Genomic DNA, 14,133 nt, shown 5'->3' with positions numbered 1-14,133 from the left:
ACTCTACCGATAGAGCAGAAAAAAAGCCTTCTAAATCAACGACTTAGAAGGCTTTCTCGTTTTGGCGGAGTGGACGGGACTCGAACCCGCGACCCCCGGCGTGACAGGCCGGTATTCTAACCAACTGAACTACCACTCCTGGTAGCTGTAACTTTTGTCAGGCTGCTTGTGCAACTGACCAAGTGCTACAAAACTTGGCGACCCTACGGGGATTCGAACCCCGGTACTCACCGTGAAAGGGTGATGTCCTAGGCCTCTAGACGATAGGGTCATAACCTGGACTGATTTGAATTACTTCAACTCATTTTCGACACTTTGGTGGAGGTAAGCGGGATCGAACCGCTGACCTCTTGCATGCCATGCAAGCGCTCTCCCAGCTGAGCTATACCCCCTTCGGTACAACGTTTTGCATTGCTGCTTTTCGTTATGCCTCGTTGGTGTCGAGACTTGAATTATAGACAGGTTTTTACGCGTTTTGCAAACTGGCGAGAATTTTTTCGCGTTTACTCAAAGAAAGTACAGCGTCCAGCGATGGTGTCTGAGAGGTGCCCATCACCAGAACCCGCACCGGCATGGCGATCTGGGGCATTTTGAGGCCCGTTGCCGTCAAGACTTCCTTGATCGCAGCAGAGATCGAGGCCTTGTCCCAAGCGCAGACCGCCAGCTTTTCAGACAACAAGGCGAGCGCAGGTTTGACCGCCTCGGTCACATGCTGGGCTTTTTCTTCGGAGTGGGGCACCACATCTGTATAGAAGGCGCTGACCCACTTGGCCAACACCACCAAGGTGTCGCAACGGTCTTTGAACAAACCACAAATAGCGGTCAGGCGTTCATCGGCTGTCACACCGAGCTTGGCCAAGAAGGGTTGAACTTTGACTGCCAGCACGGCATCGTCCATGGCCTTGAGGTGTTGGGCATTGACCCACGCCAGCTTGGTCGCGTCCCACTGCGCGGGGCTCTTGGACAAATGCGTGCCGTCGAACCACTGCACCATCTGATCGAGGCTGAACAACTCATCGTCGCCATGGCTCCAGCCCAGGCGGGCCAGGTAATTGTTCATGGCTTCAGGCAGGTAACCGGCTTCATCGTAGTTGGACACCGCCACCGCGCCACGGCGTTTGGACAGTTTCTGACCGTCATCGCCCAAAATAACGGGCAGATGACCGAACTGCGGCAAGGCAGCGCCCAATGCGCGGTACATGTTGATCTGCCAGGGCGTGTTGTTGATGTGCTCATCGCCCCGGAACACATGGCTGATGGCCATGTCCCAATCGTCGACCACCACCGCAAAGTTGTAGGTGGGCACACCCAAGGCGCCCGCTGGTGCGCCCTCTTCAGGCGCACGCTGGATGATCAGATCGTCGATCTCGGTGTTGCTGATGCTGATGGGGCCTTTGACCAGGTCATCCCAAGTCACCACGCCGTCCACCGGGTTGGCAAAACGGATCACCGGCTTGACGCCCGCAGGAATGGGCGGCAAGACCTTGCCCGGCGCGGGACGCCAGGTGCGGTCATACAAGCGCTTTTCGCCACGCGCTTCCTGAGCAGCTTTCATGGCCTCCAGGTCTTCGGGCGTGCAGTAGCAGCGGTAGGCCGTACCTGCGGCCAGCATTTGGTCGATCACGGCCTGATAGCGGTCCAGGCGCTGCATTTGGTAAATCGGGCCTTCGTCGTAATTCAGGCCCAGCCAGTGCATGGACTCCAGAATCTGGTCCACCGAGTCCTGTGTGGAACGGGCCACGTCGGTGTCTTCGATGCGCAGCACAAACTCACCACCGTGGTGGCGGGCGTAGGCCCAGGAATACAAAGCGGTGCGGGCAGTGCCCAAATGCAGAAACCCCGTGGGAGACGGGGCGATGCGTGTGCGGATTTTCGTCATGGTTTCAACTCAAAAAGGGCCCCATCGGGGCCCTGAATCAACATCAAAGGGTTTCGAGGCCTCGGGCCAGATCGGCCTGCATGTCGGCCAGATGCTCCAGGCCCACCGCCACACGGATCAGGCCTTGCGTGATACCCGCCGCTTGGCGCTGGTCTTCGCTGAGCTTGCCGTGCGATGTGCTGGCCGGGTGCGTGAGCAAGGTTTTGGTGTCACCCAGATTGGTGCACAGCGACAGCGTTTTCAAACTGTCGAGCACATGGAACGCACGGGCGCGGGCCGTTGGCGGGTCACCCGCTTTCACGTCAAAAGACAAGACCGCACCGCCCATGCCGGACATCTGCTGCATCGACAAAGCGTGCTGCGGATGGCTCTCAAGACCGGGGTAATACACACGTGCCACAGCAGGGTGGTTTTGCAACCACAGCGCCAGCTCGTGCGCCCGCGCGCTTTGCGCACGCATGCGGATGTCCAGCGTTTCCAGCCCCTTGAGCACCACCCAGGCGTTGAAAGGCGACAGCACCATGCCGCCGTTTTTCATCACGGGCAAGAACTTTTCCTTGACCATCTTGTCGCTCGCGCACAAAGCACCGGCCATCACACGGCCTTGGCCATCGAGGTACTTGGTGCCCGAGTGCATGACGATGTCGGCGCCCATGGCGATGGGTCGCTGCAAGATGGGCGTGGCAAAGCAGTTGTCCACGGCCAGCAAGGCACCGGCGTTGTGCGCGATGTCGGCCAATGCGGCAATGTCACAGACCTCGGTCAGTGGATTGGTCGGCGTCTCTGCAAACAGGATTTTGGTGTTGGGGCGGATCGCGGCCTTCCAGGCGGCCAGATCGGTCTGCGGCACAGTGGTCGACTCCACGCCAAAGCGCGCGAACTCGGAGCCGATCAACTTGATGGTCGAGCCGAACATCGACTGCGAATAGACCACGTGGTCGCCCGATTTGAGCAAGCTGAACAGCATCAGCATCACGGCCGACATGCCCGACGAAGTGGCCAAACAGGCCTCACTGCCCTCGAGCGCCGCCAGACGCATCTCAAAACTGCTGACCGTCGGGTTGCCCGAGCGACCATAGGTGTAGCCGTCTTCTTCGCCCGCAAATCGACGTGCCGAGGCTTCGGCTGAGGGCTGCACATAGCCGCTGGTCAGGTACAGGGCTTCGGAATTTTCGCCGTATTGGCTGGGCGGCACGGCGGCACGCACCGCCAGAGTTTCAAGGTGCAAATCGTCAAATTGCGAACGTTCAACCATGTTTCACCTCACTCACTGGCATTGGGCAAAGCCAAACGCGAATTGTCTTCAGCGCCCTCTTCCGCTTGCGGGCGGGATTCGTTCAAGCGGCTGATGTCATCGGCCGAGATATCGCCCGTCACATAAACGCCGTCAAAGCACGATGCGTCGAACGCAGACAAAGCACCCGCGCCCACACCTGACACGCGGGCCTGCGCCACCGCCGTTTTCATGGCGTCAACGTCCTGGTAAATCAGCGCATCGCAACCAATGATCTGGCGAATTTCTTCAATGCTGCGACCGTGCGCCACCAACTCTTCTGCCGTAGGCATGTCGATGCCGTAGACGTTGGGGTAACGCACCGGTGGCGCAGCGCTGGCCATGTAGACCTTGTTGGCGCCAGCGTCTCGCGCCATTTGCACGATCTCGCGGCTGGTGGTGCCGCGCACGATGGAGTCGTCCACCAGCAGCACGTTGCGGCCCTTGAATTCGCTCACGATCACGTTGAGCTTTTGGCGCACCGACTTCTTGCGCACCGACTGGCCCGGCATGATGAAAGTGCGGCCCACGTAACGGTTTTTGACAAAACCCTCGCGGTAAGGGATGCCCAGCAAATGCGCCAATTGCGTGGCGCTGGGGCGGCTGGACTCAGGGATCGGGATCACCACATCGATGTCACTTGGGGGCACTGTCGAGATCACGCGTTTGGCCAGGGTCTCGCCCAAATTCAAACGGGCCTGGTAGACCGAGATGCCGTCCATGGTCGAATCAGGACGGGCCAGGTACACGTATTCAAAAATGCAGGGGCTCAGCTGCGCTTTGTCTGCACACATCTGGCTGTGCAACTGACCTTGCAGGTCCACAAATATGGCTTCACCCGGCGCCACATCGCGCTCGAACTGGTGCATCGTGCCGTCCAAAGCGACCGACTCACTGGCCAGCATGATGGTGCCATCCGCACTGCGGCCCATGCACAGCGGGCGAATGCCGTGCGGATCGCGAAAAGCCAGCAAACCATGCCCCGCGATCAGCGCGATCACGGCATAAGAGCCTTTGACACGGCGGTTCACGCCACGCACGGCTTCAAACACGTCCTGCGGTTTGAGCGGCAAGCCCCGCGTGGTTTTTTCCAGCTCGTGCGCCAGCACGTTGAGCAAAACCTCGGAGTCGCTCTCGGTGTTGATGTGGCGGTGGTCGTTGGAGAACAACTCGGCCTTCAAGGCGTGAGCGTTGGTCAGGTTGCCGTTGTGCACCAACACCAAGCCAAACGGGGCGTTCACATAAAAAGGCTGCGCTTCTTCTTCGCTGAAGGCATTGCCTGCTGTCGGGTAACGCACCTGGCCCAAGCCGCAATTGCCAGGCAGCGCACGCATGTTGCGGGTGCGGAACACATCACGCACCATGCCTTTGGCCTTGTGCATGAAGAACTTGCGATCGAGTTGCGTGACGATCCCCGCCGCATCCTGACCCCGGTGCTGCAAAAGCAGCAAGGCGTCATAAATCAGCTGATTGACCGGTGCGCTGCTTGCAACGCCAACAATTCCACACATAGCTATTTCCGTTATAAATTTAATCGACCCGACTCAAATCAGGGTAAAAACTTCGCCATGGCTTCGGGCATCAGGGGCTTGAGGCCCTGGATCGTCATGTCCAGCCAAACCGGTCCTTTAGCGCTTTGCCACCAATCACCAGATGACAAGCCGGTCAGCTGCAACACCACCGTCAGTGCCAGCAAAAGAACAACGCCACGGGCCAGGCCAAACATGCCCCCCAAGGCACGGTCCACAGGCCGCAGACCCACCGATTCAATGACTTTCTTGATCAGCCACGACAACAACGCCGAGACAAACAAACTGCCCACAAAGACGACCGCGTAACCTGCTGCATACTGGACAGAGGGTGCCGCGTTTTGTACAAAAGGAATCCAGGCAACCGCGTCTGTCGCCAGCCACTGCGCCAAAAAGAAGGCGGCCACCCAACCGGCCAACGACAGCACTTCATAAACCAGGCCACGCCACATCCCCACCAACATGGAGGCGAACAAGACCCCCAGCAATGCCCAATCGGTGATGTCTATCGTCATCTCAAAGCTTCAAGATGGCCGCAGACAAGTCAAGTTTGCGTATGCGCACGGCGGCTTTATCCGCTTCATCACGGCTGTCATAGGGGCCCACACGCACACGCGTTGTGGTCTTTCCGTCTTTGCCATCGACCACCTGGGTGTAGGTCTTAAAGCCACCCTTTTCCAACTTTTGACGGACTTCGCGCAACTTGGCAGCATCGCTGAAAGCGCCCACCTGAATGATCAAACGCTCAGCAGTGGCCGACTTGCCTTCCAGCAGAGCCTTGGCCTTGTCGCCATCGTCTTTGGATTTGCTTTTGGATTTCGCCTCGGCATCGGTTTTGTCAGACTTGGCCACTGCTGCCTCGGTCTTTTCTTTGGGCTTGTCCGCTTGTTTTTCTTTGGGCTTTTCGGTCGGCTCTGATTTGACGACAGGCGCTACCACGGGTGCCGAAGGGGGTTCCACCTGTTCGCTGGGGTCCAAGCCTGCCTGAGTCGACAAGGTCTCAGGCGCAATCTTCCAGGGCTTGGCAGGCATTTGACTTGCGGTCACAGGCGCTGGTGCCGTCAGAGGCGCAACAGTCTGCCGATCCGGGATCACGATGGGCGTGTCCACAGCCACAGGGCGAGGCTGCGTGTCAAACACCAACGGAAAACCCACCACTGCGATCAAGACCAACACCACAGCACCGATCAAGCGGTAACGCGCACGTCGACGCACGACTTCGATGTTTTCATTGGGACCCGACGCAAGGGCTTCGGCAGAAGCGTTGCGACCAGGAAAACGGAACTTGAAAAAGGCCATGACGGGTGCTCAGGGGCTGAGGTGTTTGGCTTGCAGGCGCGGGATGCCGTTTTGCAGCACGCCGCCCACGGTGTAGAACGAGCCAAAGACGACGATTCTATCAGTCGGGCTTGCGGCTTCGATGGCCGCTTGCAGGGCGGACATCGGGTCCGGATGTACGCTCGACGCCACATCCTTGCGGGTGTTTTGCGCGGTCCAAGCCTTCTGCAAATCGACCGCTTTGGCTGCCCTGGGTACAGGCAAATCGGTGAAATACCAGCGGTCGATCAAGGGATTGACCCGCTGCAGCATGGGCAGCAAGTCCTTGTCGGCCATGGCACCCAGCACTGCGTGGGTGGTTGGGTAAAAGCCCATGGCATCCAGGTTCGCGGCCAAAGCCGCCACCGAATGCGGGTTGTGCGCCACATCCAAGACCAAAACCGGCTCACCCGGGATGATCTGAAAGCGTCCAGGCAACTCGACCATGGCCAAACCATTGCGCACCGCCTGCGCCGTCACTGGAATGCGGGGGCGCAAAGCGTCCAGCGCCGCCAACACGCCCGAGGCATTGACCAACTGGTTGGCCCCTCGCAAGGCAGGATAGGCCATCCCGGCATAGCGGCGCCCCCGCCCTGCCCAGGCCCACTGCTGTTTGTCACCCGAAAAGTTGAAGTCTTGGCCAAAACGCCAAAGGTCTGCCCCGATGGCCGCGGCATGGTCGATCACGCTTTGCGGTGGCACCGGGTCGCTCACGATGACCGGACGGCCGGCGCGCATGATGCCGGCTTTTTCAAAGCCGATGCTTTCGCGGTCCTTGCCCAAAATGGCGGTGTGGTCGATGTCGATGCTGGTGATCACGGCGCAGTCGGCGTCAATGATGTTGACCGCGTCCAAACGGCCGCCCAAACCCACTTCCAAAATGGCCACGTCCAGATTCGAGTGGGCCATCAAGTGCAAGATGGCCAGGGTGCTGAACTCGAAATAGGTCAGGCTCACATCGCCCCGTACCGCCTCGACGGCGGCAAAAGCCTGTGCAAACTGCTCGGCGCTGGCCGACTCGCCATGCACACGGCAGCGCTCTTCAAAATGCACCAGGTGCGGCGAGGTGTACACCCCCGTGCGGTAACCCGCCTCCAACAAGATGGCTTCCAGCATCGCGCAGGTCGACCCTTTGCCATTGGTGCCGGCCACGGTGATGACGGGGCAGTCAAAGCGCAAAGCCATGCGCTCGGCCACGGCTTTCACACGGTCCAGGCCCATGTCGATGGCCACGGGGTGTAGTTGCTCGCACCAGTCGAGCCATTCCTGTAGAGTCTTCATAGGCGGCGATTGTCGCCCACTCTCCGGATTTTCATTCCTCACCAAGACCTATGGACCTCATTGTTTACGGCATTCCCAACTGCGACAGCGTCAAAAAAGCCCGCACCTGGCTCAGCGATCAGGGGCTGAACGCCACATTCCACGACTTCAAAAAACAAGGCGTGCCTGCCGCTGCGCTGGACGCCTGGGTGGCCGCTTGCGGCTGGGAAACCGTGCTCAACCGCAAAGGCACCACCTGGCGCAAGCTCGACGCCGCCGTGCAAGCCAGCGTGACCGATGCCGCCAGCGCCAAGGCCGTCATGCAAGAGCACGCAAGCACCATCAAGCGCCCCGTGATCGCCTGGCCCTCAGGGCAAATCACCGTCGGGTTCACACCCGAGCAATGGCCTGCCTGAGGCCTGAACTGGCCTTGCCACAACTTTACTTGCCAGCAACGCACAAGCGACCAGCGCCCGCTAAACTCGCCACCAGTCATTTGACGGAGAGATGCACCATGAAAACATTGGCAACCACCCTTTTGCTGGCCACAGCCAGTCTGGCACAGGCTCAGGAAGTCGGTCAGGTGATTTCGCGCACCGCCGTTTACCAGCAAGTGGCCGTACCGCGCCAAACCTGCAGCCAAACCCCTGTGGCAGTGCAAAACCCCACATCGGGCGCGGGCGCCCTGATGGGCGCCATCGCTGGCGGTGCAGTGGGCAGCCAGATCGGCGGCGGCTCGGGCCAGGCCTTGGCCACCATGGTCGGTGTGGTGGGCGGCTCCATCATGGGCGACCGGATCGAAAACCCCGGCACCCAAGTGCAGAACCAAACCACCTGCACCACCCATAACTTCATGGAAAACCGTTTGGTGGGCTACAACGTGGTCTATGAATACGCGGGCAAACAACACACCGTGCAACTGCCACAAGACCCTGGCCCGACCATCCAGCTGCAAGTCACCCCGGTGGGCACAGCACAGGCCACCACCCAGGCACCGGTCATGGTGACAGCCCCCCAGACCGTGGTCACCCAGCCGTCCGTGGTCTACATGCCTGCGCCCGTCTACCGAAGCTACCCACCGATTTACACCAACCTCAATTTCGGCTGGGGCTGGGGCGGCGGGTATTACGGTGGAGGCCATCGCCACTGGCGTTGAGCACTCAGAACGAGGCTTGCCTCATCTGACCTAAAATCACGGGTTGATCGTTTGACCCGCTGAGCAGGGGCCGCATCAGGCCCCTGTTTCATTTGCAGACCCGTTCCGTTCTACAAAACACACCATGACCACCGAAAAAATCGACGGCGTCTCCGTCAACACCCAAGCCAATGTTTACTTTGACGGCAAATGCGTCAGCCACGGCCTGACACTGGCCGACGGCACCAAGCTGTCGGTGGGCGTGATCCTGCCCGCCACCTTGACCTTCAACACCGGCGCTCCTGAAATCATGGAATGCGTGGGCGGCTCTTGCGAATACAAGCTCGACGGCAGCACCGAATGGGTCAAGTCCAGCGCGGGCGAAGAGTTCAGCATCCCCGGCAACTCCAAGTTCGAGATCCGCGTGACCGAGCCTTACCACTACATCTGCCACTTCGGTTGAACCCGCCATGAGCACCATCCTGCAAAACCTGCCCAAAGGGCAAAAAGTCGGTATCGCCTTCTCGGGCGGCCTGGACACTTCCGCCGCCCTGCTGTGGATGAAGCAAAAGGGCGCCCTGCCCTACGCCTACACCGCCAACCTGGGCCAGCCTGACGAAGCCGACTACAACGAGATTCCCCGCAAGGCGATGGAATACGGCGCCGAAAAAGCCCGTCTGGTCGACTGCCGCACCCAGCTGGCACACGAAGGCATTGCCGCCATCCAGTGCGGCGCCTTCCACATCAGCACCGGCGGCATCACCTACTTCAACACCACCCCGCTGGGCCGCGCCGTGACCGGCACCATGCTGGTGGCCGCCATGAAGGAAGACGACGTCAACATCTGGGGCGACGGCAGCACCTTCAAGGGCAACGACATCGAGCGCTTTTACCGCTACGGCCTGCTGACCAACCCGAGCCTGAAGATCTACAAGCCCTGGCTGGACCAGCTGTTCATCGACGAGCTGGGTGGCCGCGCCGAGATGAGCGCCTTCATGACCGCCAACGGCTTCGGCTACAAGATGAGCGCCGAAAAGGCCTACAGCACCGACAGCAACATGCTCGGTGCCACGCACGAGGCGAAGGACCTCGAACACCTGAACAGCGGCATCTCGATCGTCAACCCGATCATGGGTGTGGCCTTCTGGAAGGACGAGGTGGTGGTCAAGCGCGAAACCGTGACGGTGCGCTTCGAAGAAGGCCAGCCCGTGGCGCTCAACGGCGAGACCTTCGCCAGTCCGGTTGACCTGATCCTCAAGGCCAACGAGATCGGTGGCCGCCACGGCCTGGGCATGAGCGACCAGATCGAAAACCGCATCATCGAAGCCAAGAGCCGCGGCATCTACGAAGCCCCCGGCATGGCGCTGCTGCACATCGCCTACGAGCGCCTGGTCACCGGCATCCACAACGAAGACACCATCGAGCAGTACCGCATCAACGGCCTGCGCTTGGGCCGCTTGTTGTACCAAGGCCGCTGGTTCGACCCGCAGTCCATCATGCTGCGCGAAACCGCCCAACGCTGGGTGGCCCGCGCCGTGACCGGCACCGTGACGCTGGAACTGCGCCGTGGCAACGACTACAGCATCCTCAACACCGACAGCCCCAACCTCACTTACGCGCCCGAGCGTTTGAGCATGGAAAAGGTGGAAGACGCGCCGTTCAGTCCGCTCGACCGCATCGGCCAGCTGACCATGCGCAACCTCGACATCACCGACACCCGCGCCAAACTGGGCATCTACGCCCACACCGGTTTATTGTCGGTGGGCGAAGGTCCGCACATCTACAAGTTGGATGGCAACGGTAAGAAGTGATGCTTTGTTGCCCGCAATGAAAAACGGCCTTCGGGCCGTTTTTTTATTGCCAGCGCTTTGTGAAGTGACGCACTTTTTTGCCGAAGCCCAAGGGCCAGAATTGCTGATCATGGGCGGCAACACACAGAGGATCCCGCTCATCTTCCGTACAGTTTTTATCAGTTGGAATGGCTGCATGGATCGAAGCAATCGCCACGCATACATTTCACAACACAGACTCATAGACGGAAAAGCCCATGGATACAAAATTCAAAATCAGCCTCGCAAGCTGCACACTGGCCCTCTTGTTCGCATGCGGTGGCGAAGACAATCACAACACCGCCGAAGGCTTGTGGCAAGGTCCGTCCTCAACGGGTGCCAATGTCACAGTCGCCATACTTGAAAACGGCGAGGCTTGGGGTGGCGCAACGTTCGGCAACACACTTGTGAGTGCCATTGCAGGAACTGCCACAGGAAACGGCACGTCATTTTCAGCATCGGGCTCCGAATTTGTTTTCAGCTCCAACAGCGTTGGTACAGGCACTTACACCGGCACAGTCACGCAAAAACAGCGCATTCAAGCGACCAGCAACAACGGCAGCACGATCAACCTGGCGTACAACCCCTATTACGACCAAGGCGTCACGGCAGCAGAAATCGCTGGCAACTACACACTGTCCGGCCGAACCGCTCGTTATGCGATAGCGAACATGACCCTCACCATCGCCGCCAATGGGAGCTTCACGATTGTGGACAACGGATGCACCACCACAGGCAAAGCAACGCCAAGAGCATCGGGTAAAGCCATCGTGAATGTGACCGCAACAGGAACTGGCACGTGCATTCTTGGCAACGGCGTTTCGCTCAGCGGCATCGCCGTGTTGGACAAAACCACAACGCCAAGCACCCTCTCAGTCATTGCCTTGAACAGTGGAAAGACGGATGGTTTGGTATTGATCGGTCGAAAAAACTGATCTACAGACTCCTACACCTGTTTTGGTATGTCAAGCTCAAAACCGGTCTGCTGAATTCAACCTCAGCGTAGCGCTGGGTTGTGGCCTGAGCGGATCGGCCGATTTGGCGAGCGAAGCGAGTTATGAGGCTGACCGCTCAGGCCACAACCCGGTGCGGACCAAAACCACGGACAGAAAGTTCAAATGACTACGGGCTCAGGCTCCAGACGAATCCCAAAGCGCTCGTACACACTGGTCTGAATGGCCTTGGCCAGCGTCATCACCTCGCCGCCGGTGCAGGGGTTTTCGCGCCCACCCCGATTAACCAGCACCAGCGCCTGTTTTTCGTACACCCCGGCGTGGCCCACCGTCTTGCCTTTCCAGCCGCAGGCGTCGATCAGCCAGCCTGCGGCCAACTTGATGCTGCCGTCGGGCATGGGGTAATGCACCACTTTGGGCTCGCGGGCGATGATGTCGGCGCATTGCTCAGGCGTCACGCTCGGGTTCTTGAAGAAACTGCCAGCATTGCCGATCACGGCCGGGTCGGGCAGTTTGGCGCGGCGGATCGCCACCACCCAGTCAAAAATCTGCCGAGCGTCGGGGTTGTGGATGCCCGTCTCGGCCATCTTGCGTTCGAGGTCCAGATAACCCAGCTCGGGCTTCCAGCGCTTGGGCAGTGCAAAGCGCACCCGCAAAATGACCGCCCTGCCCGCCAGTCCCAAACCCTCAGGGCCGCCTGAAGCGTGTTTGAAGACCGAGTCGCGGTAACTGAAGCCGCACTGCGCCGCGTTCAAGCTGAACAACTCGCCCGTCAGCATGTCCATGGCGTCGAGCGAGTCAAAGCGGTCTTGCAGCTCCACCCCGTAAGCACCGATGTTTTGCACGGGCGATGCGCCCACGGTGCCGGGAATCAGGGCCATGTTTTCAAGGCCTGGGTAACCGTTGTCCAGCGTCCAGGCCACCAGGTCGTGCCAGGCCACACCGGCCCCTGCTTCGATGATCCAATGCTTATCCGTCTCGCTGGCCAAGCGCAGGCCCGGCACCTCCACCTTGAGCACCAAGGCTTTGACGTCGCCGGTCAAAACGATGTTGCTGCCGCCGCCCAACACCTGGCGCGGCAAAGTGGCCAGTTGGGGGTCGGCCAGCACGGCGCGCAAGTCGTCCTCTGAGCGCACACGCACCAAAGCTTGGGCCTTGGCGGCAATGCCGAACGTGTTGTACGGCTGCAGGGGGACGTTTTTCTCCAAGTTCATGGGAGAATTGTCTCATTCTCAACCTTTGATTTTTCCCACCATGCCCTCGTTTGATACCGTTTGCGAACCCAATATGGTCGAAGTGCGCAACGCCGTTGACACTTCTTCCAAAGAAATCGGCACCCGTTTTGACTTCAAAGGCACCTCGGCCGCCCTCGAACTCAAGGACAAAGAGATCACGATGTTCGGCGATGCCGACTTCCAACTCACGCAGGTCGAAGACATCCTGCGCAACAAGCTGACCAAGCGCAATGTGGACGTGCGCTTTCTAGACATTGGCAAGGTCGAAAAAATCGGCGGCGACAAGGTCAAGCAAGTGATCAAGGTGAAAAACGGCATCGAGACCGAAGACGCCAAGAAGATCACCCGACTGATCAAGGACAGCAAGATCAAGGTGCAAGCGTCCATCCAGGGCGATGCGGTGCGCGTGACCGGTGCCAAGCGCGACGACCTGCAAGCGGCCATGGCCCTGCTGCGCAAGGACATGACCGAGCTGCCCCTGTCGTTCGACAACTTCCGCGACTGATAAAAAAAACGGCGGTGCTGCTCCGCGCAGACCGCCGTTTTCAGATCCAAGCCTGATGCGTCAGGCTTTTTTTGCGCCCAATTTCGACTCGGTGCCCGCCAGCAGGCGGTTGATGTTCTCACGGTGGCGCCACACCAAGAGCAGCGCCATGACGGACAGGCACAGCACCTCGGCACCTGCCGCTTGCCAAGCCACGCCGTCACCAAACACATAAAACACCGGCGCAAACACCGCGGCCACCATGGACGCCAGCGACACATAACGGCTGAAATACACCACGATGGCAAAGGTGCCCACCGTGGCCAGCGCCAAGAAACCGTTCACGCCCACCAGCACACCCACGGCGGTGGCCACGCCTTTGCCGCCCTTGAAGCCAAAGAACACCGGGTACAGGTGCCCCAGAAAAGCCGCTAGACCTGCCAAGGCGGCCACGCCCGCGCCCAAGCCATAAGGCTGCCCAAACGCCAACACCAGCGCCACAGGCAACCAGCCCTTGAAGGCATCCAGCAACAAGGTCAGGATGGCCGCTTTTTTGCTGCCCGAGCGCAGCACATTGGTCGCGCCGGGGTTCTTGCTGCCATAGCTGCGCGGGTCGTTCAGACCCATCAACTGGCTGACGATCACTGCAAAACTGAGCGAGCCCACCAGATAAGCGGCCAGCACCGCACCCACTTGAATCCACAACGTCATCACTCATCTCCCTTGTTTTTGAACTGGCGTCATTCTGCCAGTGCGCAGTTGACCGGCTGGGCACCCAGCAACTGCACACACACTTGCGGGTCAATGCCCACCAGATAGCCACGCCGACCGCCATTGATGCAAATGCGCGGCAAAGCCAGGATGCTTTCCTCGATGTACACCGGCATGGCCCGGCGCGTGGCAAAGGGCGAAGTGCCCCCCACCAGATAACCGCTGTGGCGGTTGGCCACTTCGGGCGCACACGGCTCAATCGACTTGAGCCCCACTTGCCGCGCCAGGTTTTTGGTGGACACCTTGCGGTTGCCGTGCATCAGCACCACCAGCGGTTTGGCGTCCTGGTCTTGCATGATCAGGGTCTTGACCACGCTGAACGGGTCCATGCCCAGCACCTGCGCGCTGTGCTGGGCACCGCCGTGCTCCAGGTACTCGTAAGGGTGTTCGGTGAAGCTCACCCCGTGCTGGCGCAAGAGCGCCGTGGCCGGGGTTTCGCTGACTTTGTCTTTCTTGGCCATTGCCCGA

General features: G+C 59.7%; 15 protein-coding genes and 3 tRNA genes. 6 read left to right on the top strand and 12 right to left on the bottom strand.

What is annotated here, in order from left to right; genetic code table 11:
- Positions 1–62: 62 nt before the first annotated feature.
- From Q1W40_RS09575 to folC, 9 genes are all read right to left on the bottom strand, one after another.
- A tRNA-Asp gene (locus Q1W40_RS09575) sits at positions 63–139 on the bottom strand.
- 56 nt (positions 140–195) lie between these two features.
- Positions 196–271, bottom strand: a tRNA-Glu gene (locus Q1W40_RS09570).
- A 45-nt stretch (positions 272–316) separates the two neighbouring features.
- A tRNA-Ala gene (locus tag Q1W40_RS09565) sits at positions 317–392 on the bottom strand.
- Positions 393–466: 74 nt separating this feature from the next.
- Positions 467–1,879 carry a glutamate--tRNA ligase gene (gene gltX / locus Q1W40_RS09560; protein ID WP_300711295.1) on the bottom strand — a complete coding sequence of 471 codons (1,413 nt, stop codon included), beginning with the start codon at positions 1,877–1,879 and terminating at the stop codon, positions 467–469.
- A gap of 43 nt (positions 1,880–1,922) precedes the next feature.
- A complete protein-coding gene (locus tag Q1W40_RS09555; protein WP_300711293.1) occupies positions 1,923–3,134 on the bottom strand; it encodes an O-succinylhomoserine sulfhydrylase in 1,212 nt (403 codons plus the stop codon).
- An 8-nt stretch (positions 3,135–3,142) separates the two neighbouring features.
- On the bottom strand, positions 3,143–4,663 hold the full coding sequence (gene purF, locus Q1W40_RS09550) for an amidophosphoribosyltransferase (RefSeq protein WP_300711291.1): 1,521 nt from the start codon (positions 4,661–4,663) through the stop codon (positions 3,143–3,145).
- Positions 4,664–4,701: 38 nt separating this feature from the next.
- Complete coding sequence (locus Q1W40_RS09545; protein ID WP_108322166.1) at positions 4,702–5,196, bottom strand: CvpA family protein; 495 nt, start codon at positions 5,194–5,196, stop codon at positions 4,702–4,704.
- A gap of 1 nt (position 5,197) precedes the next feature.
- Positions 5,198–5,980: an SPOR domain-containing protein gene (locus tag Q1W40_RS09540; RefSeq protein ID WP_300711289.1), complete on the bottom strand. Its 783-nt coding sequence runs from the start codon at positions 5,978–5,980 to the stop codon at positions 5,198–5,200.
- 9 nt (positions 5,981–5,989) lie between these two features.
- Complete coding sequence (gene folC, locus Q1W40_RS09535) at positions 5,990–7,279, bottom strand: bifunctional tetrahydrofolate synthase/dihydrofolate synthase (RefSeq protein ID WP_300711287.1); 1,290 nt, start codon at positions 7,277–7,279, stop codon at positions 5,990–5,992.
- 50 nt (positions 7,280–7,329) lie between these two features.
- Here folC and Q1W40_RS09530 point away from each other — a divergent pair, with 50 nt between their 5' ends.
- From Q1W40_RS09530 to Q1W40_RS09510, 5 genes are all read left to right on the top strand, one after another.
- Positions 7,330–7,674, top strand: a complete 345-nt coding sequence (locus Q1W40_RS09530) for a Spx/MgsR family RNA polymerase-binding regulatory protein (RefSeq protein ID WP_300711285.1) — start codon at positions 7,330–7,332, stop codon at positions 7,672–7,674.
- A 98-nt stretch (positions 7,675–7,772) separates the two neighbouring features.
- On the top strand, positions 7,773–8,414 hold the full coding sequence (locus Q1W40_RS09525) for a glycine zipper 2TM domain-containing protein (protein WP_300711284.1): 642 nt from the start codon (positions 7,773–7,775) through the stop codon (positions 8,412–8,414).
- A gap of 124 nt (positions 8,415–8,538) precedes the next feature.
- Positions 8,539–8,856: a pyrimidine/purine nucleoside phosphorylase gene (locus Q1W40_RS09520; RefSeq protein ID WP_300711282.1), complete on the top strand. Its 318-nt coding sequence runs from the start codon at positions 8,539–8,541 to the stop codon at positions 8,854–8,856.
- 7 nt (positions 8,857–8,863) lie between these two features.
- Positions 8,864–10,204 (top strand): argininosuccinate synthase, encoded by a 1,341-nt coding sequence (argG, locus tag Q1W40_RS09515; RefSeq protein ID WP_300711280.1) that lies wholly within the window; start codon positions 8,864–8,866, stop codon positions 10,202–10,204.
- Positions 10,205–10,440: 236 nt separating this feature from the next.
- Positions 10,441–11,157, top strand: coding sequence for a hypothetical protein (locus Q1W40_RS09510; protein WP_300711278.1), 717 nt, complete (start codon positions 10,441–10,443; stop codon positions 11,155–11,157).
- A 179-nt stretch (positions 11,158–11,336) separates the two neighbouring features.
- On the opposite strand, the gene murB is transcribed toward Q1W40_RS09510, so the two are convergent.
- Complete coding sequence (gene murB / locus Q1W40_RS09505; protein ID WP_300711276.1) at positions 11,337–12,389, bottom strand: UDP-N-acetylmuramate dehydrogenase; 1,053 nt, start codon at positions 12,387–12,389, stop codon at positions 11,337–11,339.
- 40 nt (positions 12,390–12,429) lie between these two features.
- On the opposite strand from murB, the gene Q1W40_RS09500 reads away from it, so the two are divergent.
- Positions 12,430–12,915 (top strand): YajQ family cyclic di-GMP-binding protein, encoded by a 486-nt coding sequence (locus tag Q1W40_RS09500; RefSeq protein WP_300711274.1) that lies wholly within the window; start codon positions 12,430–12,432, stop codon positions 12,913–12,915.
- 60 nt (positions 12,916–12,975) lie between these two features.
- Here the strand turns inward: Q1W40_RS09500 and plsY are convergent, their stop codons facing one another.
- The gene (gene plsY / locus Q1W40_RS09495; protein ID WP_300711272.1) at positions 12,976–13,605 is read right to left on the bottom strand and encodes a glycerol-3-phosphate 1-O-acyltransferase PlsY; all 630 of its coding nucleotides are present in this window, start codon (positions 13,603–13,605) and stop codon (positions 12,976–12,978) included.
- Positions 13,606–13,634: 29 nt separating this feature from the next.
- Entirely contained in the window at positions 13,635–14,126 is a 492-nt protein-coding gene (locus Q1W40_RS09490) for an aminoacyl-tRNA deacylase (protein WP_300711270.1), read from the bottom strand.
- Between the last annotated feature and the right edge of the window lie 7 nt (positions 14,127–14,133).

The sequence above is a fragment of the Limnohabitans sp. genome, from assembly GCF_030158565.1.
In the GTDB taxonomy this organism is placed as follows: Bacteria; Pseudomonadota; Gammaproteobacteria; order Burkholderiales; family Burkholderiaceae_C; genus Limnohabitans_A.
This window is presented reverse-complemented; position numbering and strand designations above follow the sequence as displayed.